Source organism: Cohnella sp. GCM10027633, assembly GCF_042675445.1.
Classification (GTDB): domain Bacteria; phylum Bacillota; class Bacilli; order Paenibacillales; family Paenibacillaceae; genus Cohnella.
The window spans coordinates 38,580-63,764 of record NZ_JBHTGV010000021.1 but is presented as its reverse complement, the minus strand read 5'-3'; the positions used below and the strand labels follow the sequence as shown (position 1 = coordinate 63,764).

The window sequence follows — 25,185 nt, the reverse complement described above, 5'->3', positions numbered from 1 at the left end:
CCGCCTGTTCTTTAAACTCTTCGTTGTAATGCTGTCTTCTCTCACTCATGCCGGACACCTCTTAATTCTTGTTGAGTTTATTATCTGTTTGCGCTTATGAGGTGTCCACTTTTTATTCTAGTTGCACACGCGCCGTTAAATCGCCGCTCTCCTGCCCCTTTGACCCGCTAGCGGCACCACGTGCCGCTAACGTTCCACGCACAAACAGATAGCTGCCGAAGTTAGGCCGCTTCCCGCGCCGCGACCATCCGCCGGCGTCTTCTCGTCACGATGCCGTGTCTCGGCGAGAACAAGAACGCGAGCACGAACGACAGCCCCGCCACGCACACCATGCAGCCCGCGATGGACGCGTCGATCATCGCGGCGAAGAAGTATCCGCCGGTCGAGCTGACGATGCCGACGGCGACGCTCAGACCGATCATCGCGCCGAGACGGTCGGTCAGCAAATACGCGGTCGCCGGCGGGATGATGAGCAGTCCGACGACGAGAATCGCCCCGACGCTCTCGAACGAGCTGACGGTCGCCATCGAGACGAGACCCATCAGCGTGTAATGGAAGATCGCTACCGGAATGCCCAGGGCGGCCGCGAGCGCCGGATCGAAGGCGCAAATCTTGAATTGCTTGTAGAACAACCCGATGACCAAGGCGATGACGACGAGCGTGAATCCGAGCAGCCAGACGGCTTTCGGACCGAGCTCGACTCCGCCGAGCACGAGCGGATTCCATCCGACGTACGCGATCTCGCCGTAGAGCACGCAATCCAAGTCGAGGTCGACCTGCTGGGCGTTCAGACTGACGAGCAGCACGCCGGCCGCGAACATCGCCGTGAACACGACGCCGATCGACGCGTCGCTCTGCACGCCGCTATTCTGGAACAGCTGGATGAGGAACACCGTCACGAACCCGATGAGCGCCGCTCCGAGCAGCATGAAGAACGAATCCCGCGAGCCGCTGATCAGGAACGCGATGACGATTCCCGGCAATACCGAGTGACTGATCGCGTCTCCGATGAGCGCCATGCGGCGCAGGATGAGGAAGCAACCGAGAATGCCGCAGCAAGTCGCGACTAACGCCCCAGTGATGATAATCCACATGCCGCTCATGCCGACACCTCCGATTCCTTCGCTCCCGCCGGGTCGATGGCGGAAATCCCGAGCTGCCGGCTCCCCGCCGCCCAGTCCTTCTTCGCGCCTCGACGGCGCAACGCCTTCGCCAGCAATCCTCTTCGCGGTCCGCACAGCACCGATATCGCGAACACCGCCGTCGCGGTCAGCACGCTAAGCGGACCGGTCGGCAAGTTCTCCGTGCCGGCGCTGATCCACGTGCCCGCCGCGCCGCTCAGCGCGCCGAACAACCCGGACAGCACCGTCATGACGCCAAGCCGATCCGTCCAGTATCTTGCGGACACCGCGGGCGTAATCAGCAGCGCGGCGACGAGCACGACGCCTACCGCTTGAATGCCGACGACGACCGCGACCGTCACGAGCCAGAGCAGCAGCTGCTCCAACGTGCTCACCGAGAAGCCCAGCCCTCTCGCGTAGCCCGAATCGAAGCTCAGCAGCTTGAACTCCTTGAACAGAAGCGCGCAAGCGACGACGAGTACGATCGCCACGCCTCCCATCGTATAGACGTCGTCGGCCGTCATCGATGCCGCTTGCCCGAACAGGAACTTATCCAATCCGCTCTGATTGCCGTACGAGCTATGCTGGATTCGCGTTAACAGCACGATGCCGATTCCGAAAAATAAAGACAATATAATCCCCATCGCCGCGTCCGGCTTAATGCGCGAGTGCCGCGTAATGAGCGCGATGCCGACCGTCGCGATCATGCCGGCGATGATCGCCCCGATCATGAAGACGACGACGGACTTGACGCCGGTCAGCATGAACGCGATGCATATGCCCGGCAAGGCGGCATGCGCCAACGTATCGCCGATCAGGCTCTGCTTGCGCAAGTACGAGAACGTCCCGATCACGCCCGTGCTTAAGCCGAGCAGCATGCTCCCCAGCAATATCCACTGCAGGTTCGGATCCGTAAGCAGGTTCAGCATGCGATCACCTTCCCGTTCCGATGACGGCGGCCGAGCCGCTCTCGTTCTTTCCGACGAATGCCAGTCGTCCGCCGTACGTTTGCTGCAGCAGCTCCGGAGTGAACGTCGATGCGGTTGGACCGCACGCGATCAATTCGCCGTTCAGCAGCATGACGGAGTCGAAGTAGTCCTCGACCGTCGCGAGGTCGTGATGGACGACGAGAACCGTCTTGCCTTGCCGCTTCAATTCGTTCAAGAGCGTAATGATCGCCTTCTCCGTCGCGGCGTCGACGCCTGCGAACGGTTCATCCATGAAGTAGATCGTCGCGTCTTGCGCGAGCGCTCGAGCTAGAAACACGCGCTGCTGCTGACCGCCCGACAGCTGACTGATCTGCCTGCCGGCGTAATCCGCCATGCCGACCTTGGCCAGACATTCCATCGCGATGGCCTTCTCCTTCGCGCCGGGTCTGCGGAACAGGCCCAGATGCCCGTAGCGTCCCATCATGACGACGTCGAGCGCGTTCGTCGGGAAATCCCAGTCGACGGATTCGCGCTGCGGCACGTAGCCGATCAGCTTCCGCTGACTCTTCAGCGGCTTCCCGTAGATCGAAGCTTCCCCCGCGAGCGTCGGCTGCAAGCCGAGAATCGCCTTGATCAGCGTCGACTTGCCCGCTCCGTTCGGTCCGATGATCCCGATCAGCTCGCCTTCGTTAATCGCGAAGGAGACGTTCCGCACGACGGGCTTCTTCTGATAAGCGACGGTCATTCCCGTCACGGTAAGCGGCGTTTCCGCCGGAGTTCTCGTTGTCATATCGTCCCTCTCCTCTCGTTACTTCAGCGCGTTCACGATCGTATCTACGTTATGGCGTACCATGCCGATATAAGTGCCTTCGGGAGTCCCTGCCTTGCCCATCGCGTCGGAGAACAGCTCCCCGCCGATCTTCACCTCGTGCCCTTGCTTCTTCGCGCCCTCGATAACGGCTTCGATCGACTTCTTCGGCACGCTCGATTCGACGAACACCGCCTTGATCTTCCGCTCGACGAGCATGTCGCGAAGCGAAGTGACGTCCTTGGAGCCGTATTCCGCCGCCGTGCTGATCCCCTGCAGCCCGACGACCTCGATGTCGTACGCCGCGCCGAAGTATCCGAACGCGTCGTGCGCCGTCACCATGACCCGACCTTCTCTCGGAATCGTCGCGATCTGCGCCCGCGCGTATTCGTCGAGTTCCTTCAGCTTTCCGAGATAGACTTCCGCGCGGGCGCGGTATTCGTCGGCATGTTCCGGATCCTCGCTCGCCAGCGTATCCCGGATCGTCTCGGTCGCGCTCATCCACAGCCGGACGTCGAACCAGACGTGCGGGTCATGCGCGCCTCCCGCGACTTCGTGCAGCTTCTCCTCCGGAATGTCCCGCGTAACGGGAACGACCGTTTTCTTCGAGCTCATTTTCTCGAAAATTTCAGTCATCTTGCCTTCCAAGTGCAGGCCGCCGTAGAAGATCAACCGCGCGTCCTCGAGCTTGGCGATGTCGCCTTGCGACGCCTTATACAGATGCGGATCGACGCCGGGCCCCATGAGACCGATCACTTCGACCCGATCTCCTCCGACTTCCTTCGCGACGTCCGAGATCATGCCGATCGTGGCGGTGACGTGAAGGCGATCCGGTTGCTCGAACGCGTCCTTCGTCGTCGAACAGGCGGTCAACAGGGAGACCGACGCCGTCAGGAAGACGAGCAACCAGATGAATCGTTTGACGGATGAAGGTTTATTTTTCATCGTTACCACCTCGTTAGCTTCTCGCTATGATAATTGCCTAACAACAAATGTGTTGTCTATGGGCCCAACATTTTCTCTTGCGCCTCTTTTTTTATAATATACAAAAATGTTTACTTGATGCAACATTTATTCGAAAAAAATCCGCCCCCTTTTTCAGGAACGGACTGCTCGAATCGTTTATTCTCCTTCGTCGTCGCGGACCGCGGGCGGTTGACCGGCCGCGTTGTCGGCCGTGACGTCGTTCCCTTCGTCGCCGCCCGTCTCGTTCGTAACCGGAGGCGTCTGCACGACCGGCTGGCGCGGCGTGCCGTCCAGGCCGTACTTCGCGTCGTACGCGTCGAAGATCTTGCGGGCGATCGGCGCGGCGCCGTAGGCGCCGAAACCGCCGTCCGGCACGATGACCGCGACCGCAAGCTTCGGCTTGTCTGCGGGAGCGTACGCGATGAACACCGCGTTCTCGACTTTGGCGCGCTTGCCGACGTCCTGCTGCGACGTACCGGTCTTCCGGTTGAACGTGTAAGGCACGCCTTCGAAGCCTTGCACCGGAACTTTGGACATGCCCTTCTCGATCGTCTCCCAATACTCCTCGGGAAAATCGACCGTGTTCAACACTTCCGATTGGTATGGCTGCGTGACGTTGCCGTCGACGTCCTTGATCTCGTTCACGAACTGCGGCTTCATCCGCTTGCCGTGGTTCGCCAGCATCGCCGCGTATTGGGCGAGCTGAAGCGCGGTGTAACGTCCCTGTTGGCCCCACGATGCACGAACCATGGCGGATTGATTACTCGCGGTTTCGGCTTCGTGATAATAGTCGATGACGCCGGCGGACTCGTTCGGCAAGCCGCTGCCCGTCGTGACGCCTAGACCGAATTGCTTCAAGTAATTATCCCATATATCCAGGCTTTCTTTGCCTTTCGTCGATACCAGCTTGCTTCCGACCATCGCCGACATGAACGCGTTGGAAGATTTCTCGAGCGCCTGGGAAGCGTTGATGCTACCGTTCGCTTTGTTCTGAGAGTTCCAAATCTTGACTTCGTGCCCTACCCGTCCGAATTGGAAGTAACCGATGTCGTTATATCTATCGTTCGGCGTGAACAGCTTCTCGTTCAATCCGATCAGGATGGACAGCGGTTTCTGCGTCGATCCGAGATAGACGAGCGAAGACGGATGGTTGGCACGCTCCTTGTCGTCCTCGATCGCGGCCGGCGCCGTGCGAATCGTGCCGTTATACTGATACAATTCGATCGCCTTGAGGTCCTTCTGGCTAATGCCGCCCTGCCAGACGTCCGGGTCGTAGTCCGGCATGCTCGCCATCGCGACGATCTTGCCGGTCTCGACCTCCATCGCGACCGCATACCCCGTCGTCGCGTACTCCGCTCTCTCCCATTTGTTCGTGGACGTGCGGATCCTCTGAATATGCTCGGTAATCGCGCGCTGCGTCGCGCTCTGGATGTCCTTGTTGATCGTCAGGAACAGATTCTCGCCTTTGATCGGCTTCGTCAGCTTCACCGGTCCGATGATCTCGCTGTCCTTGTTGACCGGATACTCCTTCACGCCGTTGTACCCGCGAAGCTCGTCCTGGTACATGAACTCCAAGCCGTCGAAGCCGACCTCCTCCTCGCTGAGGTATTTCAGCATCGGCTCCGTCGCGTTCTCCTGAATGTCCTTGTACTTGTCGAGCACCATCGCGCCTTTCAGCTTCTTCATATAACCGACGAGCTGAACGGCGATTCTGTCGGTGCTATACTGCCGGATGCTCTCCTCGACGACGTCGATTCCCTTGAATTGTTCCCGGTGCTCGGAGAAGTACGCAATCTCTTCCTTCGTCAAGCCGGACTTGAGTCGCCTCGGCATATAGGAGTAGGATACTTTGCTCTTCAAGTCCATATCCTCGAACACGTCGTCCACCGTCAGCGGCTTCTTCGTCTTGTCTCCGAACCGCTCGAACACGCCGACGATCCTCTCCGCTAACGCCCGGCCTTCTTCTTCCTTCGTCTTTATATCCAACGTATAATACAACGATTGCGTCGATGTGGAGTAAGCGATCGGACTGCCTTGGTCGTCGTAAATATTGCCCCGGATCGGCGGCACCGGCACCGAACGGTTGCCGAGCGCGTGCTCCTTCTCCTTCAGCGTCGGCCCTTCCACGAACTGCAGGTAAGCCAGCCGGACGATCAACAGGGAGAAGACGAAGAACGTAAAGAAGAAGAACACGTTCAGCCGGAAGCTGAAATGTCTTCGGTTCCGAATCTCCCGCTTCTGCGCTTCCTCGGTCGAATTGCTCCCGCCGATCTCGTTTCTCAATTTCGTTCACTCCTTGTAGCGGTCGTTGCGATATTGCTAACGTTCAAGCTTGCTCGATATGGGTATCGGCGAACCCGGCGACGTCGAACCAGTCGCCGGACTGAGCCCAGGTCGCATCCAAGGGCGCCCACCGGTCTTGTTCGGTCATATACACTTCGTTCCACGCGTGCGGACCGTATCCGCCGCGGCCGTCGTAGCCGAGGCCGGTGACGACTCTCGCGTCGAGACCGGCGGCTCGAGCCATCGCCGCGTACAATCGGGCGTAATCGATGCATACGCCTCGGCGCGTGGCGAACGTCGCCTCCGGATCTTGTTCCCGCCACTCCCCGCGCGTCGTATAGGCGTTCGCCTTCTCGTAATCGTAAGCGATTCGGCTTCCGATCCAATCGTATAACGCTTCGGCCTTCTCCTCGTCGCTCTTCAAACCTTCCGTGACCGCGACCGCAGCCAAGACGATGTCTTGCGGCAGCTCCGCGTCGATCACGTCGTACCTGCGCTGCCATAGCTGTGTCAATTCCTCGTTCACCGACTGAGCGAACACCGGCAGACGGTCCGAGAGCAAAGAACCCGTCGCCGGACGAATCACTTGCGCCGCCACCTCGCGGTACAGCCCGGATTCTTCGATGTAATCGGTCATCGGCGCTTTCGGGAAGATCGCGCAATACGCGAATAGAACCGCCGTGAGCAGCAGCGCGCGGCCGGCTCCCATCGCGGCGCCGATGAAGCCGCCGACCGAGCGTCCTACCGTTCCGCCGGAAGGCAGCGCCGATAGCGGAAGCGTCGCGACGGTCGACAGCGCCTTGACGATAAGCCCGGCGAGCAGCCGAAACAGCGCGTAGACGATCAGGAACAGGACGGAGAAGCGGAGCAGCGGCAAATCGCGGAGACCCGCGGCGACGGCGCGAACCGTCTGCGCGAGCGGGGAAGCGTCCGCGACAGGGTCTGCGCCGCCCCAATTCGATAACCTCGCTTGCAGGAGCGGAGACAGCGCCGCCGCCGCGAGCGCCGAAGCGATGATCGCGGCGACGGTCGCGAGCGCGCCGATCAGGAACGTCAGCAATTGCTTGGCGGAGCCCGACGCCCCTCGCCTGATGCCCATATAGAAGGAAACCGCCACGACGAGAAGCAATGTCCACGTTACGACGTTCGCGTCCACCATACCGAAGCCGTTTCCTTCCATCGATCTTTACTTCGCCGCTTGGCGGGACTGGGTGACGAATTCGCGGACCTGTCCTTCCATATCCCAATTGCCGAGCGATACGCCGCGCAGCTTCACGGACACTTTGCCGGTATTCGGCACGCCGTTCAGCTCCAGATTCGACGTCGTAATGGAATAGGAACCGTCCGCGTTATCGACGTACTTGGCTTCGGCCGCTTCGCCCGCCATCGTCTTGATCGCTTGGTCCTTCAGTTCGTCCGTCACCTTGTCGCCCATCTCGGACACCTTGCTGCCGACTTCCTTCAGGTCGTCTATGCTGTAGCCGCCGTACACCGCGAAGCCGATGACGATCGCCGCGACGAGCACCCATTTCATCACCGTTTTGACGAGCTTGACGACGACGATGATGGCCAGTATGACGACGGCGGCGATCATCCAATTGTCTTGCAGGAACTGACTCCAGTATTCGCTATCGAAACTCATCGTATCTCCTCCAACAGAGAGATCTAGTAATTAGCATTCCTCCTATTATACCTTACGGAACAATACCGCGTAAACGCATCCCAAGGTCGTCATAACCGGGCATTCCGTCACGTACAAGTAGGATAGGCCGCATCGCGGACAAGGTACTTCGAACCCTGTAAGGAGGCTTGGCCATCGATGAGAACCGCCGTGTGGCTTTACTTGTTCCTGTTCGTCGCTTTCTTCGATCTCCACGCGCAATATCCGATGCTAACGCCGTTCGCCGTCTCCCTCGGCGCCGCTCCTTCGTTCATCGGTCTCGTGATGGGCATGTATTCTCTGACGCATCTGCCCGGCAACCTGATCGCGGGATATGCGGTAGACCGGCTCGGAAGCCGCCTGTTCATCATGTTCAGCTTGGCGGGCGCCGGATTGCTGCTCATTCTCCAATCGAAGGTCGACGATCCGTGGCAGCTCCTCTACATTCGCTCCGTCAGCGGCTTCGTGCTCGCCTTCTTGTCTCCCGCTTGCATGTCTCTGCTCGCCAGGCTGGCCAAGGACCACATCCATCAAGGCAAGCTGATGGCCGGCAACGGCCTCGTCCATACGATCGCGTCCGTCGTCTCTCCGGCGGCAGGAGCCTGGCTCGCCGCGACGATCGGGTTCAGCCGCTCGTTCGCCATCCTCGGATGGATCCTGCTCGCGACCGGGCTGTCTTCGATCCTATTCGTCCGCGAGCCGAAGATCGTTCCGGCGAAGCCTGCCGGCTCGCCGCCGCTCGGCCACGCGCACGCGCATGCACACGCCGCTCAGCCGCTTCCGGCAGGAGATGCTCCGCACGTGTCGCGGGCATTCCCTTGGTCCGTCTTCTTGCTCCCGATCAGCATGGCGTTCGCCCAAGGCATCCTCGCCTTCGAGCTGCCGCTCAGGGGAACGTCGAGCGCCGAGATCATGACGACCGGCTTGCTCTTCTCCGTCGTCAGCCTTGGCGCGCTCGCTACGCTGGGCCTGCTATTCTTGAACCGCTACTTGCCGTACGCCCGCACGATCGCGGGCGTCATGCTTCTTGCCGTCGCTTACTACGGGTTAGCCGCCGGCTGGCCCGTTCCGCTCCTCGCGCTGCTGTTCGTCATCGGCATGTCGAAGGGCGTAATCTTCCCGGCGATGACTTCCTTAATGCTGCAGCTAAGCGGGCCGTCCCGCTACGGAAGGACGTTCTCGGCGCTATCCATCGCCCTCTCGATCGGCTCGTTCCTCGGACCCGTAGCGGCCGGAGCGGCACGGGATTCGTTCTCGCCTTACTTCCTGTCGTTCCTCGGTCTCATGACGGCGCTGATCTTCCTATTCCCGCGCCCCGTCTTCCATATGAATTGGTCGACGAAGCCCCCCGCGCCGAACGCTCCGGGTTCTTGAAGGCTAAGGGCCATCCGCCTCATTGCGGCCTTACTGGGTATACGCACACGTCGAGTCCCCCTCTCGGGCATATGCTGTCGTAAGCCTACGCCCGAGCGGCAACCGCTTCGCGTGGCTTCATCTCAGCTTGCCGAAGAGGGGTGAACGCACATGTCTTCCGTTATCGGTGCCAGCACGACGATCGTTCTCGTCCTGTTCATTCTGCTCGTCATCGTCCTTCGCGCAGGCTACTAAGCGAACGTAGCTAACGAATAACTTAAGCTTACGCAGCCGCGCGCTCCGTCATCGCCGCACGGAAGGGCCGCCAGCCGGCCCTTGGACGCGAGCCGATTCATATGCGGACAAGCCCCGTGGTACAATGGATAGACGAACCGACTTCCGTTCGCACCTTCATTCCAATCGTATCGGGGGGAACTTGCCATGGATGCAGCGATCATCGTAGAAGGAAAGAACGACCGTACCCGGCTATCCCGCGTCTTGTCCGACGAGATTCCGATCTTGTGCACGTTCGGTACGCTGGGTACGGACCGAATCGAGACGCTTCGCAGGGCGGTCGGCGACAAGCAGGTGTATCTGTTCACTGATCCGGACGCGTCCGGAAGACGAATTCGCGGCATGCTGCGGGACGTCTTCCCCGATGCCGAGCATATTTACACGCGGCGCGGCTATAACGGCGTCGAAGGAACCCCCGAGGAGTATTTGATCCAGCAGTTGGAGAAAGCCGGGCTCGAGGCGTACATTATCTATCCCGATTCGCTCGCGGCATGGCCGAAGGGCAAGGAATAGTCCGACGACATACAAAAAGGACGGCGCAGCCGAGCAGCGTCGTCCTTCTTCTATTTCCTCGCGAACTACAATATTTTCTTCACGATATCGACCATATCCTTCGGTTCCAGCTCTTCCGAGCCTTGCCCGATGAAGTCCATGCCCGAGATCCATTCCCGGATGTCGCCGTTCTTGTCGAGCAGCACGACCGTGTTCGAATGACTATAGTTACCTTCCGGATCCTTCATCGCCAGAACGCCGAACTTCTTCGCGATCTCGTGCGTCGCCGCCTCGTCCCCGCGCAAGAACTTCCATCCGGACAAGTCGGCGTCGTACGTATCCGCGTAATCGAGCAGCACTTCCGTCGTGTCGTGCGTCGGATCGATGGACACGGACAGGAACTCCACCTTATCCCCGAACAGCCCTTCCTTCTTCATTTCGTCCTGAACCTGGGACAATACCGCCGTCGTCGGCGGACATACGTCCGGACAGTTCGCGAAGAAGAAGTACAGCAGGCGGACCTTGCCGTTCGTGTTCTCCAACGTGACGTTGTTGCCTGCCGTATCCGTGAACGAGAATGGAGTGCCCTTCTCCAATACCGGCAGCTCCTCGGCTTTGTTCTGGCTGATCAGCAAGTAACCGCCGAGCACCAGGCACAAGGCGACCAGCACGAGCGGAAAGCCGTAGCGCTGCAGGAACGTGCGGTTCCCCATCACCGGCGCGACGCCTACCTGCTCTTCGATCGATTGATTGTCGTTGCGTTCCTGATCCATTACGCTACACTCCGTTCGTATCGAGTATCATGACGAAGAACATGATCATCAAGTAATTGATCGAGATAATGAAATCTGTTTTCGCCCACTTGTCGTCGTCCTTCGCGCGGAAGCCGGCAACCGCATGGACGAACCAGACGACGACGATGACGAGGGACAAGATGAGGAAATACTCGCCGACGTAGTCGTACGCGTACATCAGGATCGTCGCAGGAATGAGCAACAAGATGTACGGAAGCATCTGCCACTTCGTGCGGGTTACGCCTTTCACTACCGGCAGCAGGGGGTATCCGGCTGCCCTGTATTCTTCCATGCGGCGGATCGCGAGCGACCAGAAGTGCGCGGGCTGCCAGAGGAACAGCAGCGCGAACAGAATCCATGCGCCCGCATCCACCGTATCCGATACGGCGCAATAGCCGATAACGGGAGGCATCGCGCCGGATATGCCGCCGATCGACGTGCTCCACGTCGAACTGCGCTTCAGCCACATCGTGTAGATGACGACGTACACGAACATGCCGAGTAACCCCAGCCATCCGGTTAGCGGACTAACGAGCAGGAACAGCACCAGAAGCCCGGCGATGCCGAGCGCGATCGCGTACGCCAGCACCCCGCCGGGGCTCATCCGCCCTTGCGGCAGCGCGCGGTTGGCGGTACGGGCCATTTTCGTATCGAAGTCCCTGTCCAGATAGTTGTTGAACACGCACGAGGACGCCATCGTGAGCGCCGAGCCTAAGAGCATCCATACGAGCAGCCAACCATCGATATTCCATTTTGAAGCAACCCAGAATCCGCCGAAACCCGCGATCAGATTCAATCGAATGATGCGCGGCTTGGTGAGGGCTACAAGATCTTTAAGCACGGTGCTCCTCCTTTATGTCGAACAGAGCGGCATGCGAGCAATGCGAGCGAATGCAAGTCTGCGATTATGTCTGTTCAATGATACCGCATCTGTCGAAGCATTGACAATGTTCGCCTCTGTGAGTTCATCAAATCGCCACCTGCTGTGAACAAGGTGCGAACGCGAAGGATTCCCCTTGCCGCGAGTCACACATTTGCCCATCGCTCAATACACTGTATTGCGACAAGTGCCTATCACGTTTGCGACGGGCGTAGGCCGCTTGAACGAGGAAGGGTGGCATGCGATTCGATGGCCCGCATCAAGACGAACAGCGAACAGGTGAGAATGTTGGGCCGGCTCATGCGCGCGGAAGCCGAAGGCGAGGGCGAGCTCGGAATGCTCATGGTCGGCAACGTCGGCGTGAACCGGGTGGCGGGTAACTGCATGGACTTCAAGAACATCCGCTCGATTCCGGACATGGTGTATCAATCGCCCGGAGGCTTCGAGGCGGTGCAGAAGCCCTACTTTTACCAGAGTTCCCGCGATCGGGACGTGCGACTCGCGCAGCGCGTCATTAACGGCGAACGCCAGCATCCCGCATCGAACGCGCTCTGGTTCTTCCGTCCGGCGGGCGGATGCCCTGCCACCTGGTACGACCAAGCGAACACGGGAAGGTTCAAGAAGCATTGCTTCTTCGCGCCGACCGCAGCGGATTGTCCGTCCGTATATTAACGGGTTCGACGAGATCAAGGAGGAATAACAATGTATAACAACAAAATGCCTTGGCCGGGAATGCAGCAACAACCCGGCATGATGCCGATGCCTACGCAAATGCCGATGGCGATGCCCGGGACGATGCCCATGATGCCGCCTCAGGTACCGAGCGGCGTGCCGATTACGCCGGGCGGAACGACGCTGCCGGCCGGATTCGTTCCGGAGGAGTCCTACGTCGAGAATATTTTGCGCATGAACCTGGGCAAGGTCGCCACGCTGTACATGACATACGAGAACAACAGCGAGTGGAACGCCAAAATATTCAAAGGCGTGCTCGAGGCGGCGGGCCGCGACCACATTATTATTAGCGATCCCGCGACCGGCAAAAGATACTTGCTGCTCACGATCAATCTCGACTACATTACGTTCGACGAACCGTTGAACTATACGTTGCCGTTCGGCCAAAGCGCAACGGGCCGTTAATCCGCCCCGATAGAGCGGAACGTCCAGATGCGAAGCCCGGCTTCGCCGCCCTTGATCCATCCGTTCATCTCTTGCCAGGAACGCCCTTCGCGGCGTTCCTTTTCTATTGCCGCGGCGCGCGCGGCATCTCCCGCTTGCCAGATCTCGACGAACACGCCCGGTTGGCCCGTATTCTCCAGCGCCTGCATCGCTTCGCCCGCGCCGAGTCGACTTCTCATCCATTCCAAGTACGCTTCCCTGTGTTCGTGCATGACGACGTATTCGCAGAACAGGATCATGCGGCTTCCCGCCTTCTTCTTTTTTTATAATTTCGCTTCCGGACGACCATACTGAAGCAATAGCGAAAGATAAGGAGGCTCAACGTCATGGACACCGGCACGCACTTCGTGTTCGGGCTCGGGCTCGGCGGACTCGCGATGATCGATCCGGTAATCTCCTCGCACGCTTACGGTCCCGTCGCCATCTTGCTCGGTACGGTGGCTGGCTCCAACGCGCCGGACCTGGACAGCCTGCTCCGATTCAAAAGCAATGCCGATTATATCAAAAACCATCGTGGCTTGTCCCATTCTTTTCCGGCGATTTTCGGCTGGGCCGCCGTCATTACGTCGCTCGTCTGGCTCATGTTCCGGCATATTCCTTGGTGGCATATCGGCTTCTGGGTGTTGTTGTCCGTCGTCGTGCACGTGTTCGTCGATCTGTTCAATTCCTACGGCACGCAAGCTTACCGTCCCGTCAGCCGGCAGTGGGTCGCATGGAATATTATCCATATCTTCGACCCGTTCATCTTCTCCACGCACCTGCTCGCGATCCTGATCTGGATATCGGGCTTCGCCGAACCGACGGTCGTCTTCCCGGTCCTCTACGGCTTATTGGCCGTCTATTACGTCTGGCGCACGCTCGTCCACCGAAGGCTGGCCCGAACGGTTCCCCGAATGGATCAAGACAGGCAACCGGGCGACCGCTATACGATCATGCCGACCGTCTCGCTCTATCGCTGGAACTTGGTCAGGGAGTCGGCCGATTGCACGTACGGCATCGGGGAGTGGGATCACGGCAAACTTCGTTGGCTCGATTCCATGAAGTGCGACAGCCATCCCGCGCTCGAAGCTTCGAAGGAGCATCAGGACGTGAAGGCGTTCCTTAGCGTCACTCCTTTCCCTTGCGGTCAGGTCAAACGGCAAACGTGGGGCTACGAGGTCAGGTGGGTCGACGTCCGGTACCGTTACCGCAAGCAATATCCGTTCGTGGCCGTCGTCATGATGGACAACTCCTTCGCGCCGCTGCAGTCTTACGTCGGCTGGCTGAGCGACGAACGGCTCGAGAAGCGGCTGCGAATGAACAGTTATTGAAGGAGGCCCGATTGCAGGAATTCGAAGGAAGGCGGAGGAAACTCCGCTTTTTTTTGCGTTCGCATTTATTGGCGATTCGTTATAGCTTGACTGTCCGACGAGGATAGGCGCACAATAGGAAAAGCCCGAGGGCTAGCCTCGGGCTTTCGGCGAGTAACGCTTGCGCGTTAGCGGCCGCCGGACAGTTGTTGCTCAGCGATTTGGACGAGCTTCTTGGTAATGTAGCCACCCAGAGAACCTGCATCGCGGGATGTTACATTGCCGTAGTAGCCATCAGCCGGGATCGTCACCCCAAGCGATTGCGCTGCCTCTGTTTTCATGCTGTTCAAGGCTGCTTTCGCTTGCGGAACAATGATTTGGTTGCTTCCTGCCATGAGTGAATTCTCCTTTCGCCTTGATGATTGGTTGCAAGCTTGCCTTGTTAGTATGCTAGATGTCCAGAAAAATATGCTTAAGGAGTCGACACTTTTATGAGTAAATCGTTGTCCTTGTTTTTTGCCTGCGCATCCGTAGCTTTAATGCTCGCCACCGCCTTCTCCATAAGCGAAAACGGCTGGCTAGCGGCCCTATTCGGCTTGCTTACTTTGGCCGTCATCGGCTGGGGGTTCACCCTGAAGGCTCGCCGGTCGCGTCAAGCCCCGCGCGGGTAGCTTACCGGCGCGGCGGCAAGAAGCCCATCGCTTCCTTCGCTCTCGCCAGCGTCTTCTCCGCGACCGCGTTCGCGCGCTCCGCGCCGTCCTTCAAGATATCATGAATGGCGCCGGACGAGCGAATGTCGTTGTACTTCGCTTGCAACGGCTCGAGCGCCGTCACGACGACTTCGGCCAAGTCCTTCTTGAAGGCGCCGTAGCCTTGCCCGTCGTACGCCGCTTGAATTTGCTCGAGCGTCTGGCCGGAGCATTGCGCGTAGATGCTCATGAGATTGCTGATTTCCGGTTTGTTCTGCGTGTCAAACACGATTTCCCGCCCGAGATCCGTCTTGGCGCGGGAAATTTTTTTGCGGATATCGTCCGGCGTGTCGAGCAAGGCGATGTAGCTGCCCGCGTTCGGGTTGCTCTTGCTCATCTTCTTCGTGCCGTCGTCCAGAGACATGATGCGCGCGCCTACCTTCGGAATGAACGGCTCCGGAACGACGAACGTCTCGCCGTACTTGAAGTTGAATCGGCCGGCCAAGTCGCGCGTCAACTCGAGATGCTGCTTCTGGTCGTCTCCCACCGGCACGAGCTTCGTATCGTAGAGAAGAATGTCCGCGGCCATGAGCGCCGGATAGACGAACAAGCCCGCCCCGATCGCTTCCTTGCCCTCGGATTTATCCTTGAATTGCGTCATGCGCTCCAGCTCGCCCATATAGGATAACGTCGTCATCAACCACCCTAGCTCCGCATGCGCGGGCACGTGGGATTGCATGAAGATCGCGGCCTGCGCCGGATCGAGACCCGCAGCCACGAACAGCGCGGCGACGGCTTCGCTCTGCTCGCGAAGCGCCGCCGGCTCTTGCGGCACGGTGATCGCGTGCAAGTCGACGATCATGAAGAAGCAATTGTGCTCGTGCTGCAGGGCGACGAAGTTTTTCATCGCTCCGATGTAGTTTCCTAGCGTCAGCTTGCCGCTCGGTTGAATGCCGGACAATACGCGTGATTTGGACATGTGATCGTACCCCTCTTGTTTATATTGGACAACAAAAAAAGGCCCTCCTCCGCAAGGGACGAGAAAGCCGTGGTGCCACCCTAATTCGCTCCGCGGACGCTCATGCGCCGCGAAACCTTCGGTTCCGTTATCGGGGAACGTCCGGAGAGCATGGGAGCGGCCGCCTCGGAGACGTACGCCTCCTCCGATTGCCGTCGTTTCGCTCTCGGCTCCGGGATCCATTCCGCATAAGGGGCGCACCGGTTTCCAGCAACCACCGGCTCTCTGTGAGCGCACCGCAGACGCGTACTTGTTCCTTTCATCGCCGCAATATGTCAAGGTTTGTATTCATTATACGCCTCGCGATTCCGTTGTCAACCTGCCGTTCATATTCCCCGTAGGCCAAGCATACGCTCTTGTAATCGCGCAAGCCGACTATGATTGCGGGAAGTGACTCCGTGCACGTGGATATCGAGAAGCTCCAGACGTTCAAGATCATATTGATCAGCATTATATTAGAAGCCTTGCCGTTCCTGCTCATCGGCGTTATCGTGTCGGCCTTGCTCCAAGCGTTCGTGTCGGACGCGCTGATCAAGAAGCTGACGCCCAAGAACCCGCTCGCCGGCGCGCTGTTCGGAAGCTTGCTCGGCATCGTGCTTCCGATCTGCGAATGCGGCATGATCCCGATCGTCCGCAGACTGATGCGCAAGGGGCTGCCCGCCTACATCGGCCTTACCTATATCGCCGCGGGCCCGATCATTAACCCCGTCGTGTTCGGCGCGACGCTTGCGGCCTTTCGCACGAACGAAGGTCTCGCTTATTCGCGCTTTTACTTGGCTTTGCTCGTCTCCATGAGCTTGGGATTGCTGCTGTATGCCTTCATGAAACGCGATCCGATGAACCCGCCGAAAGCGTTGCATAGCTATAGCAGTCACCACGAACATGATCACCATCATCACAATCACCATCACCATCACCATCACGAGCATGCCGCTTCCCCGCGCGCCTCTTTCTGGCGCAAGCTAGGCGATACGCCGGCCCATGCGTCCCATGAATTTTTCGATATGGGCAAGTACTTGATCTTCGGCGCCTTCGTGACGGCCGTCCTGCAGACGCTCGTCTCCCGCCAATCGTTCGCCGCCGTGGCCGACCACGAGCTGGGCGCTCCGCTGTTCATGATGGGCTTCGCGTTCGTGCTATCGCTATGCTCGACGTCCGACGCGTTCGTCGCCGCTTCGTGGAGCAGCTTGTTCCCGCCGCACGCCTTGCTGGCGTTCCTCGTATTCGGGCCAATGGCCGATCTGAAGAGCACGATGATGATGCTCGCGGTATTCAGGAAGAAATTCGTGCTGGCCTTCCTAGCGCTGTTATTCGCGCTAGTCTTCTTCGGTTCCCTGTTGTTCGGTTGGATAGGATGGGTATAAGGAGGCAATCGCGCGATGGCTAACCGCTCCGTTAACGAAGCCGTTCATTATATCGTCCGGGCGAGCGTTCTCGCGGCATTCGCTTACTTCGTCGTCTACCTCGTGCGCACGGACAATCTCGAGCTGTATATCGCCCCTCGCATGCAGTTCATCGTGAAGCTCGCCGCGCTCGGCATGTACGCCATCGCGGCGCAGCAGCTGTATGCCGCCATCCGAATCGGTCTGGACGGCCGAGCTGCGCATGCGGAAGGCTGCTGCGACGAACACGGCCACGAGCACGCGATGCCCGCGAGCTGGCGTTCTTCCTTATTGCTATACGGCTGGTTCGCGCTGCCGTTGGCATTGGCGTTCGCCGTCCCGGACGGCCTGCTCGGAAGCGCGATGGCTTCCGCCAAGGGCGTCCAATTCTCTTCGCAGCGGATCGTCATGCCCGAATCGCCGTCCGATCCGTTCCTTCGGAGCTTCGCCGCATACGGCCGCCAGCTTTCCGCCCAAGACCCCGTACGGGTTACCGACGAGCGATTCATCGAGACGCTCACGACGCTCGATTCGTACCGCTCTGCGTTCGTAGGGAAGACGGTTCAGGTCGAAGGCTTCGTATTCCGCGAGCGCGGCATGGACAACCGCCAGTTCGGCGCTACCCGGTTCGCCGTCAGCTGCTGCTCCGCCGACGCTTACCCGTACGGCGTTCTCGTCCGCTCCGATCATGCCGCGGCGCTCGAGACGAACGAATGGGTATCGATTACGGGCACGTTATCGACGACCGTCTACGACGGCGAAGATGTCATTCAGATCGACGCCCTGCGGATCCTTCGAATCCCCGTTCCCGACGAACCTTACGTATCGCCCGACTTGAACTTCGGACCCGAATAATGGCATCGGCAAGGAAAGATGGAAATTAATCGCTTACAATGCATAGCGCTCCCAATTCAGTCCATACTACCCTTCAAAGGAGGTGAGCGCGATGGCTAGCAACAACTCACGCAACAGCAACAACCTCGTCGTTCCTCAAGCCAGACAGGCTTTGGACCAGTTCAAGTATGAAGTCGCTCAACAGCTCGGCATCCAATTGTCGCAAGACGGATACAACGGCAACTTGTTAACCCGCGACGCCGGCTCGATCGGCGGTCAAATTACGCGCCGTCTTGTCGAGATAGCCGAACAACAGCTTGCAGGCTCCGCTTCGGGAAGCTTCATGCGCCGTTAATCGCCCCCAGCCTAGAACAGGGACTGCCCGACTCGCGATAGCGAATGGGCAGTCCCTGATTGTCGTGTTCGTTATGTATGGAATGAGGAATCGCTATTCGTTCGAGACGTCCCTGCGCTCGCTTCGCCTTGCCGGCGGTTTGAACAAGACGTTCGCCATATTGTAGTTGGATTCGAATTGCACGCTCACGTCGACTTGGCCTTGCCTCAGCGCGAAGTCGTACGCGATCTCCCCGTGCGTCCACGTCCGCTTATAGCGCAAAGCTTCCACGGCCATGACCCGAAGCTGCTTCGCTTGCGCGGCCGTTAATCCCCCTGCCGCCACATTCGTCGTCTGGCTTCCGCAATCGAGAGGCAAGTGACGGATGCCGAAGCGCCCTACCTTGTCGTCGCGAATTTGCAGAACGATCGTCCCTGCAGTTAGTCCCTTAAGCTCTGCCTCAAGTTGTTCTAATGCCACATTGACTTGTCTTGCCAGTGAATGCTGTTCCATCATTCTCCTCCTTCTCGCTTTTGCTTGCAAAATTACTAACAATTTCCTTTTGTGTCTCGAGGCCTATTGTAAATGAATTGTTGGATAATTGCAATGATTTTGTCAAATCATGTATATTCGTGGAATTGACGAAGTGCAGATGCCTTAATCATCACCCGGAATTGTCGCCGACAACACGTCCAATTCGCCGCGCCTTAGGGTTGCCGCGATTGCAGCCTCTCCACCGCGCCATATGGTTGCTTCGACCGCGAAGTATATTCGAAATATAGTGCTTAATCCGGATCATACCAGACAAATTATGTTTTATATGCGATAAACCGCGTACAATTCTTACGATATCCCGGCAAACTAAAAATAAGCACGATTAGTCGCACACAACCGCCAAGCTCCCATCTATCCGCCGAAAGAGACTCGAAAAACCGAATACATTTGGGGCTGCCGTTCGGTGGAGCGGCGCGCGAGCTGGCAGGTTAGCGGCGTAGCGCACAGGTTAGTGGTATCCAGCGGGTTTGCGGCGTAGCCAGCGGGTCCAGGGTCACGAAAAGCTCCCCGGGACGAACGTCCCGGGGGGCCTAGATTATCATTACCGCCCTTCGCAAAGCGCTTCGAACTGTTCGACGTCAGCGACGACCTTGGAGACCGCCTCGCGCCAGAATGCCGGTTCGTCGAGACGTACGCTCAAGTGGCTGGATGCGAGCTGCTCCACCGTCATGACGCCGGTGTCCTTCAACAGCCGGTCGTATTTCGCTCGGAAGCTTTCCCCTTCCCGCTCGGCGACGGCGACGAGTCCCGTGCTGAACAGGTAACCGAACGTGTACGGGAAGTTATAGAACGGAACGTCGGTTAAGTAGAAATGCAGCTTGGCCGCCCAAAAATGCGGATGCCACGAGCTAAGCGCGTTGCCGAAAGCCTCTTGTTGCGCTTCGACCATCAGCTTGTTCAGCTCCTCAGCTTCGACGATGCCGGAAGCCCGTCGCGCGTAGAAGCGCGTCTCGAACAGGAATCGCGCGCGGATGTTCATGAGGAAGGCGACGGCGCGCTGCAGGCGGTCGTCCAGCAAGGCGAGCTTCTCTTGGTCGCCTTCGGCTCTGCTCACGAGCACGTCGCTGACGAGCGCTTCCGCGAACGTCGACGCCGTCTCGGCCACGTTCATCGCGTACTCCTGGGCCAGCGGCGGCAATCCGTCCACGAGCGCGCCGTGGTACGCGTGTCCGAGCTCGTGAGCGAGCGTGGATACGTTGCCCGGCGTACCGGAATACGTCATGAAGATCCGGCTCTGCTCGCTGATCGGGAAGCTGGTGCAGAAGCCGCCGGGCCGCTTGCCCGGACGGTCTTCCGATTCGATCCAGTCCTCGTCGAACGCTCTGCGGGCAAGCTTCGCCATATCCGGCGAGAACTGCTCGAACGCTTCCGCGATAATGCCGGCCGCTTCTTCGTATCCGATCTTCGCCTGACTCGTCGCGATCGGCGCGTCCACGTCATGCCAAGCCAATCGCTCTTTGCCCATCATGCGGGCTTTGACGGCCAAATACCGCTTCAACGGCTCTATCCCTTCGGATACCGCCGTCCACATCGCGTCCAGCGTAGCGTCGCTCATCCGGTTCATCTTGAGAGGTTCCCCGAGCGGATCGTTCCATCCCCGCATGCCGTACAGCTTCAGCCGAAACCCGGCCAGCCGGTTCAACGCGTCGGCGCACAGATCGGCTTGGCCGGCCCAAGCCTCTTCCCACTTCGCGGCCATCAGGTCGCGCACTTCCGGCTTCGGATCGTCCAGCTTGTTCGCCGCCTGCCCGACGGACAGCGAAGAGACCGCGTCTCCTTCGTTCCATGGGATGGAGATGCGGCTTACGATCGTATTGTAATGCTCTCCCCAGCCGTGGTAGCCGTCTACGGCCAACTCGCTCGCCACGCTCTCGAGCGCGGGCGGGAGCTTTTCCTTCGCCGCATCGCGCCGTTCGTTCAGCGGGAACTTCACGGCAGCGAGCGAAGCGTCGCCGCTCCACTTCTCCCAGCGATCCTCGGGAACATCGGCCAGCTTCGCTTCGTACAAATCTTGCGCTTGCTTATACTTGGCGGACAGCGACTGGATGCGCTCGGCCCACGAGACGGCCTTCTTGTCGCTCATCTGCTGCGAGGTCAAGCACGAGACGAAGGCGTCCGCTTCCCGCAGCCGCGCCAATCCGTCCTGCAGCCTCTTCGTCCACTCCGTCAGTTGCACGTCGGCAGGGGCCGCCCCGGCTTCCTGCAGATCCTTCAGCAGCCCCGAGACGAGGCTCTCCGTCTCTTGGACGAACGCCGCGTACCGAGACGAAGAAGAGCCGCCTTCGAAGAGCGACTCCAAGTTCCAGCTTCTATTCATATCCGATCGCTTCCTTTCCGTTTGCACGCTTGTTCGGGCTGTTGTATCGTAGAACGAGAAAGGAGGACGATCTCATGATTCCGTTCCGCAACAGCTGGCCTTATGATATCACAGGCAACGACGTATTCGTACACGAATGTCCGTTCTGCCGGGCCTCGAACGTGCTGCTCCCGCTCAAGCCCGCCGACGTCGCGAGCTTGTATGACGGCGCGCGCAAAATATTGCTCGTCTTCCCTTGCTGCCATAGCCGCGTTCGCATCGTCGATGCCGACTCGGACTATCTGCTCGCCAACAAGCCGCTGCGCGCGGACGACTTGATCTCGGACTGAGCATCGGTCCGTCCGTCTTCCCCGCGCGCCTCGGCTATGCTCCGCTCTGCTGCATTTCCTCCGGAAGCTCCAAGCCTTGCCCCGTCATCGCCTCGCGGATATTGGTCCACTGCTCCCTCGAAGCCCGAATCATCGCGGAATCCGTAATGCTGCGATCGTGGATGATGCGACCGAACCACTTGACGGCTTCCCGGTATTCGCCGAGTCGCCGGTTCAATTCCCCGATCAGGAACATGAGTCTGGCATTACTGAGCGACTCGCGTTCTTTCTCGAATACGCTTACGTACGCGCCGAGCGCGAATCGGAGAAACCGGTTCTCCTGCGCGACGTTGCCTTGATACCGGTACAGCCACGCGATGTGATGGAGCAATCCCGCGATGATGCGGTCCTTCTCTCCGACCGTCTGGGCGGTCAGCAGCGACAGCTTGTAGCATTCCATGGCATCCGCTTCCGTCCGTTCGCCGCCGTAATCCCGGTGCTGCCATTGGTTGCCCATTTTCTCGTAGTAGGCCTTCTTCTGCTTGTCGAGCAGATGCTCCCGGAAATTTTCCGTCGACGCGAAGCCGCAATACGGACATACCCGAACGACGTAATAGTCGGGATTGATTTCTTTGAAGTAGGAGCAGAAATCCGAGTCGGTCTTGACCGCCTTCTTCAGGCTCGGACGTACGCGGGACGTCTGAAAGCTCGACTCGCAGCAGCTGCATTGGACTTTGATCTGGAATAACGGATCCACGATGCTTCCTCCTCGATTAGGATGGATCGGTATTGACGAAATGATGGGCCGGTCCGGATAACCGCTCGAGCATTAAGCGTTGCAGCGATTCGGGAACCGAAGTTTCCGCGAGCGCGGACGCCATGCACGATAGCCAAGCTTGCGCGCGCTCCGGCGTAATCTCGAACGGCAAATGCCGAGCCCGCATCATCGGGTGTCCGTACTGATCCGAATACAACGAGGGCCCTCCGAAAAACTGAGTCAAAAATTGATATTGCTTCTCCATGACGGGACGGATGTCCTCCGGAAACAACGGAGCGAGCAAAGGATGTAATTGAACCTTCGGATAAAATCGTTCCACGATATCCCGCAAAGCGTCGGCGCCGCCGATCGCTTCGTAAATCGTTGCGTAACTGGACAATTCGTCCCTCCTGACGTGCGATCGTATCGATGTCTGACTGAACAGGAAGTCGCACCGCGTTGTGGGATACAAGACCTATTAGCTTCTCTTGGATCAAGCCTATTATACCACAAAGTCACAATTTGCCTCCGATAAAAAACAAAGATCGTCCCGAAGGACGATCTGGATCGGCGTCGTTGCCGTTGCGTGTCGATTTGTTTACATTTCCTCTTCCGGACGTACCAACGATTCCCGAATGACGTATACGAAAGCGCATACAATCAATCCTGCGACGATTCCCGCCATCATGTTCATCACTCCACTTATCGAAGTAAATGCCAGCGTGCAATAAGCCGTTGCGTCTACTCCGATTGTACCATAACCCGGGCGGAACGGCACCGTTTTTTTGCAAGCGATTACAATTATTCGCAAGATCCGTATTCGGGCAAGATTGTCCGACCTTGTTCATATATTGGACAAGAGCGTCGATACCCTGGGAGGGGAACCTTGTGCGAACGGAACCGTCCTCAACGAATGACCAACCCCGTCTGATCACGGCGCTTAGCATCGTCGGAATGGGCGGCGTTATACTCTTGCTCGGAGGTCTCGCCCTGGCCATGCCGGGCAAGGCGCTCGAAGCTTCGCTCCGCGGCGTCGCCGTATGGTGGGAAGTGCTGTTCCCCGCGCTGTTCCCGTTCTTCGTGCTCTCCGACGTTATGCTCGGGTTCGGGATCGTGCATTTCGCGGGCAAGCTCCTCGATCCGTTCATGCGGCCGGTGTTCAAGCTGCCCGGGATCGGAGGCTTCGTTCTCGCCATGGGCTACGTATCGGGGTACCCCGTGGGCGCCCGCTTAACGTCAAGGCTAATGGAACAGCGCATGATCGACCGGGATCAAGGCGAACGGTTGGTCGCCATGACGACGACGTCGGACCCGATCTTCCTGATCGGCGCCGTCTGCATCGGATTCTTCGGGAGCCTGGAGCCCGCTCTCGCGCTTGCGATCGCCCATTACGGCAGCGCGCTCTTGATCGGCATCCTCTATCGGTTCCGCCCGGGTGCGGGAGCCGATTCGCCCGAAGAGGATCGCGTTCCGCGCAAGCCTTCGCCTACGCCGCAACGGCGCGATGGCAGGCTGCGCGCGGCGCTGGCAGCCATGCACCGCGCCCGATTGGCCGACGGACGTCCGTTCGCGGTGCTGCTGCGCCAGTCTCTGCAATCTTCCCTTGCGCTCATGATGATCGTCGGCGGGCTCGTCGTGTTCTTCTCGGCGACGATGACGCTGCTCATCGACAGCGGCGCACTCGCGTTGTTCCATCATGCGATATCCGGCCTGCTGCAGCTGTGCGGCATGTCGCCTCACATTGCCTCTTCGCTCATTCACGGAACGTTCGAGGTCACGATCGGCGCGAAAGCCGCGGCGGGCAGCGGCGCGGCCGGATCCGCGCTACCGCTCGTCGACCGCGTGGCCGCCGCCGCCTTCGTCTTGTCTTGGGCCGGCCTGTCCGTCCATGCGCAAGTCGCCGGGTTGATGAGCCGCACGAAATGGCGTTACTTGCCCTTCGCCCGCGCGAGGCTGCTGCACGGCATCCTCGCGATGATCGCGGTTTACGCGGTCTGGCCGCTCCTCCATTCGTAAGGCAAGCATTGTATTCCCTCCGGTTATTGTTTATGATCGAATCAGATTACGGCATGAACGACCGGAAGGAGCGCTTCCTCTTGAAATACGCAGTATTGGACCGCGGGGACCCGCTCTCCCGGCAATTATCGGAGCAATTGCAGTCGCTGGCCGAGGAGAAGGGCATGATCCACGACGAGGAGAAGCCCGAGATCGTCGTCTCGATCGGCGGGGACGGCACGTTGCTGCAAGCATTCCATCGGTACAAGGATCAGTTGCAGCAAGTGTCCTTCGTCGGAATCCATACGGGACATCTCGGTTTCTATACGGATTGGAAAAAAGAAGAGCTGCCGGAGCTCGTCGGCATGATGGCGACGTCGGAGCCCCATAACGTCGTCTATCCGCTTCTCCATATCGAAGTGAACGCCCATGCCGGCCGCACGTCGTACTTGGCGCTGAACGAATTCACGCTCAAGGGAGTGGACGGCACGCTCGTCGCGGCGTTGCACGTGAACGACGAGCCGTTCGAGATGTTCCGCGGCGACGGCATCGTCATCTCCACCCCCACGGGCAGCACGGGATATAACAAAAGCCTCGGTGGTGCGGTCATTCATCCGTCTCTGGAGGCATTGCAAATCGCGGAGATCGCTTCGATCAACAACCGCGTCTACCGCACGCTCGGCTCGTCGGTCATCTTGCCGAAGCACCATCATTGCGACATCGTTCCGGACCCGAACAAGGCGCTGCATTACGCGGTAGACCATCTGTCGGTTCAGATGTCCGGCATTACGTCGATTACGTGCCGCGTGTCCGACCAGAAAATCCAGTTCGCCCGTTACCGGCCGTACCCGTTCTGGAATCGGGTGCGGGAGTCGTTCATCGGCTTGGAAGTGTAGAGCGGCCATGACAACGAACAAGCCTTTTCCCTCGGCGTCCGCCGCTGGAAAAGGC

28 protein-coding genes are annotated in these 25,185 nt (G+C 59.0%); 12 read left to right on the top strand and 16 right to left on the bottom strand.

Annotation, left to right across the window (positions count from 1 at the left end; all coding sequences use genetic code 11):
* Positions 1 to 221 precede the first annotated feature (221 nt).
* From ACFQZG_RS26780 to ACFQZG_RS26750, 7 genes are all read right to left on the bottom strand, one after another.
* Positions 222 to 1,103, bottom strand: a complete 882-nt coding sequence (locus ACFQZG_RS26780; protein WP_378157794.1) for a metal ABC transporter permease — start codon at positions 1,101 to 1,103, stop codon at positions 222 to 224.
* Positions 1,100 to 2,050, bottom strand: coding sequence for a metal ABC transporter permease (locus ACFQZG_RS26775; RefSeq protein WP_378157793.1), 951 nt, complete (start codon positions 2,048 to 2,050; stop codon positions 1,100 to 1,102). Before ACFQZG_RS26775 ends, ACFQZG_RS26780 begins: the two co-directional genes overlap by 4 nt.
* Positions 2,051 to 2,054: 4 nt before the next feature.
* A complete protein-coding gene (locus ACFQZG_RS26770) occupies positions 2,055 to 2,840 on the bottom strand; it encodes a metal ABC transporter ATP-binding protein (RefSeq protein WP_378157792.1) in 786 nt (261 codons plus the stop codon).
* Positions 2,841 to 2,858: 18 nt separating this feature from the next.
* Entirely contained in the window at positions 2,859 to 3,803 is a 945-nt protein-coding gene (locus ACFQZG_RS26765) for a metal ABC transporter solute-binding protein, Zn/Mn family (RefSeq protein ID WP_378157791.1), read from the bottom strand.
* A gap of 177 nt (positions 3,804 to 3,980) precedes the next feature.
* Positions 3,981 to 6,107, bottom strand: coding sequence for a peptidoglycan D,D-transpeptidase FtsI family protein (locus ACFQZG_RS26760; RefSeq protein ID WP_378157790.1), 2,127 nt, complete (start codon positions 6,105 to 6,107; stop codon positions 3,981 to 3,983).
* Positions 6,108 to 6,150: 43 nt separating this feature from the next.
* The gene (locus ACFQZG_RS26755) at positions 6,151 to 7,287 is read right to left on the bottom strand and encodes a transglutaminase domain-containing protein (protein WP_378157789.1); all 1,137 of its coding nucleotides are present in this window, start codon (positions 7,285 to 7,287) and stop codon (positions 6,151 to 6,153) included.
* Positions 7,288 to 7,293: 6 nt separating this feature from the next.
* Entirely contained in the window at positions 7,294 to 7,749 is a 456-nt protein-coding gene (locus ACFQZG_RS26750) for a hypothetical protein (RefSeq protein WP_378157788.1), read from the bottom strand.
* A 177-nt stretch (positions 7,750 to 7,926) separates the two neighbouring features.
* Between ACFQZG_RS26750 and ACFQZG_RS26745 the strand changes: the two genes are divergently transcribed.
* Positions 7,927 to 9,141: an MFS transporter gene (locus ACFQZG_RS26745; RefSeq protein WP_378157787.1), complete on the top strand. Its 1,215-nt coding sequence runs from the start codon at positions 7,927 to 7,929 to the stop codon at positions 9,139 to 9,141.
* 420 nt (positions 9,142 to 9,561) lie between these two features.
* Positions 9,562 to 9,927, top strand: a complete 366-nt coding sequence (locus ACFQZG_RS26740) for a ribonuclease M5 (RefSeq protein WP_378157786.1) — start codon at positions 9,562 to 9,564, stop codon at positions 9,925 to 9,927.
* A gap of 65 nt (positions 9,928 to 9,992) precedes the next feature.
* On the opposite strand, the gene ACFQZG_RS26735 is transcribed toward ACFQZG_RS26740, so the two are convergent.
* Together ACFQZG_RS26735 and cyoE are read right to left on the bottom strand one after the other, a co-directional pair.
* Positions 9,993 to 10,679 carry an SCO family protein gene (locus ACFQZG_RS26735; protein WP_378157785.1) on the bottom strand — a complete coding sequence of 229 codons (687 nt, stop codon included), beginning with the start codon at positions 10,677 to 10,679 and terminating at the stop codon, positions 9,993 to 9,995.
* Positions 10,680 to 10,683: 4 nt separating this feature from the next.
* Positions 10,684 to 11,541 (bottom strand): heme o synthase, encoded by an 858-nt coding sequence (cyoE, locus tag ACFQZG_RS26730; RefSeq protein ID WP_378157784.1) that lies wholly within the window; start codon positions 11,539 to 11,541, stop codon positions 10,684 to 10,686.
* Between the two features lie 288 nt (positions 11,542 to 11,829).
* On the opposite strand from cyoE, the gene ACFQZG_RS26725 reads away from it, so the two are divergent.
* On the top strand, positions 11,830 to 12,252 hold the full coding sequence (locus ACFQZG_RS26725) for a cell wall hydrolase (RefSeq protein ID WP_378157783.1): 423 nt from the start codon (positions 11,830 to 11,832) through the stop codon (positions 12,250 to 12,252).
* 30 nt (positions 12,253 to 12,282) lie between these two features.
* Entirely contained in the window at positions 12,283 to 12,717 is a 435-nt protein-coding gene (gerQ, locus tag ACFQZG_RS26720) for a spore coat protein GerQ (RefSeq protein WP_378157782.1), read from the top strand.
* Here the strand turns inward: gerQ and ACFQZG_RS26715 are convergent.
* Positions 12,714 to 12,995, bottom strand: a complete 282-nt coding sequence (locus tag ACFQZG_RS26715; RefSeq protein WP_378157781.1) for a hypothetical protein — start codon at positions 12,993 to 12,995, stop codon at positions 12,714 to 12,716. The genes gerQ and ACFQZG_RS26715 overlap by 4 nt on opposite strands.
* An 87-nt stretch (positions 12,996 to 13,082) precedes the next feature.
* Here ACFQZG_RS26715 and ACFQZG_RS26710 point away from each other — a divergent pair, with 87 nt between their 5' ends.
* Positions 13,083 to 14,066 carry a metal-dependent hydrolase gene (locus ACFQZG_RS26710; RefSeq protein ID WP_378157780.1) on the top strand — a complete coding sequence of 328 codons (984 nt, stop codon included), beginning with the start codon at positions 13,083 to 13,085 and terminating at the stop codon, positions 14,064 to 14,066.
* Positions 14,067 to 14,233: 167 nt separating this feature from the next.
* On the opposite strand, the gene ACFQZG_RS26705 is transcribed toward ACFQZG_RS26710, so the two are convergent.
* The gene (locus tag ACFQZG_RS26705) at positions 14,234 to 14,440 is read right to left on the bottom strand and encodes an alpha/beta-type small acid-soluble spore protein (RefSeq protein ID WP_378157779.1); all 207 of its coding nucleotides are present in this window, start codon (positions 14,438 to 14,440) and stop codon (positions 14,234 to 14,236) included.
* 96 nt (positions 14,441 to 14,536) lie between these two features.
* On the opposite strand from ACFQZG_RS26705, the gene ACFQZG_RS26700 reads away from it, so the two are divergent.
* Entirely contained in the window at positions 14,537 to 14,716 is a 180-nt protein-coding gene (locus tag ACFQZG_RS26700) for a DUF5325 family protein (RefSeq protein WP_378157778.1), read from the top strand.
* Position 14,717: 1 nt separating this feature from the next.
* On the opposite strand, the gene trpS is transcribed toward ACFQZG_RS26700, so the two are convergent.
* The gene (gene trpS, locus ACFQZG_RS26695; protein ID WP_378157777.1) at positions 14,718 to 15,713 is read right to left on the bottom strand and encodes a tryptophan--tRNA ligase; all 996 of its coding nucleotides are present in this window, start codon (positions 15,711 to 15,713) and stop codon (positions 14,718 to 14,720) included.
* A gap of 437 nt (positions 15,714 to 16,150) precedes the next feature.
* Between trpS and ACFQZG_RS26690 the strand changes: the two genes are divergently transcribed.
* From ACFQZG_RS26690 to ACFQZG_RS26680, 3 genes are all read left to right on the top strand, one after another.
* Positions 16,151 to 17,116 carry a permease gene (locus ACFQZG_RS26690; RefSeq protein WP_378157776.1) on the top strand — a complete coding sequence of 322 codons (966 nt, stop codon included), beginning with the start codon at positions 16,151 to 16,153 and terminating at the stop codon, positions 17,114 to 17,116.
* A gap of 15 nt (positions 17,117 to 17,131) precedes the next feature.
* The gene (locus tag ACFQZG_RS26685; RefSeq protein WP_378157775.1) at positions 17,132 to 17,989 is read left to right on the top strand and encodes a TIGR03943 family putative permease subunit; all 858 of its coding nucleotides are present in this window, start codon (positions 17,132 to 17,134) and stop codon (positions 17,987 to 17,989) included.
* A 91-nt stretch (positions 17,990 to 18,080) separates the two neighbouring features.
* Entirely contained in the window at positions 18,081 to 18,323 is a 243-nt protein-coding gene (locus ACFQZG_RS26680; protein ID WP_378157774.1) for an alpha/beta-type small acid-soluble spore protein, read from the top strand.
* A 93-nt stretch (positions 18,324 to 18,416) separates the two neighbouring features.
* On the opposite strand, the gene ACFQZG_RS26675 is transcribed toward ACFQZG_RS26680, so the two are convergent.
* Positions 18,417 to 18,815, bottom strand: a complete 399-nt coding sequence (locus ACFQZG_RS26675; RefSeq protein ID WP_378157773.1) for an O-methyltransferase — start codon at positions 18,813 to 18,815, stop codon at positions 18,417 to 18,419.
* Positions 18,816 to 19,398: 583 nt separating this feature from the next.
* Entirely contained in the window at positions 19,399 to 21,174 is a 1,776-nt protein-coding gene (locus ACFQZG_RS26670) for a M3 family oligoendopeptidase (RefSeq protein WP_378157772.1), read from the bottom strand.
* A gap of 74 nt (positions 21,175 to 21,248) precedes the next feature.
* On the opposite strand from ACFQZG_RS26670, the gene ACFQZG_RS26665 reads away from it, so the two are divergent.
* A complete protein-coding gene (locus ACFQZG_RS26665; protein WP_378157771.1) occupies positions 21,249 to 21,503 on the top strand; it encodes a hypothetical protein in 255 nt (84 codons plus the stop codon).
* A 34-nt stretch (positions 21,504 to 21,537) separates the two neighbouring features.
* Here the strand turns inward: ACFQZG_RS26665 and ACFQZG_RS26660 are convergent, their stop codons facing one another.
* Positions 21,538 to 22,242 (bottom strand): DUF2225 domain-containing protein, encoded by a 705-nt coding sequence (locus tag ACFQZG_RS26660; RefSeq protein WP_378157797.1) that lies wholly within the window; start codon positions 22,240 to 22,242, stop codon positions 21,538 to 21,540.
* Positions 22,243 to 22,255: 13 nt separating this feature from the next.
* Positions 22,256 to 22,639, bottom strand: a complete 384-nt coding sequence (locus tag ACFQZG_RS26655) for a globin domain-containing protein (protein WP_378157770.1) — start codon at positions 22,637 to 22,639, stop codon at positions 22,256 to 22,258.
* Between the two features lie 488 nt (positions 22,640 to 23,127).
* Between ACFQZG_RS26655 and ACFQZG_RS26650 the strand changes: the two genes are divergently transcribed.
* Both ACFQZG_RS26650 and ACFQZG_RS26645 read left to right on the top strand, forming a co-directional pair.
* Complete coding sequence (locus ACFQZG_RS26650) at positions 23,128 to 24,255, top strand: nucleoside recognition domain-containing protein (protein ID WP_378157769.1); 1,128 nt, start codon at positions 23,128 to 23,130, stop codon at positions 24,253 to 24,255.
* Between the two features lie 80 nt (positions 24,256 to 24,335).
* Positions 24,336 to 25,130 (top strand): NAD kinase, encoded by a 795-nt coding sequence (locus ACFQZG_RS26645; RefSeq protein ID WP_378157768.1) that lies wholly within the window; start codon positions 24,336 to 24,338, stop codon positions 25,128 to 25,130.
* The last annotated feature ends 55 nt before the right edge of the window (positions 25,131 to 25,185 follow it).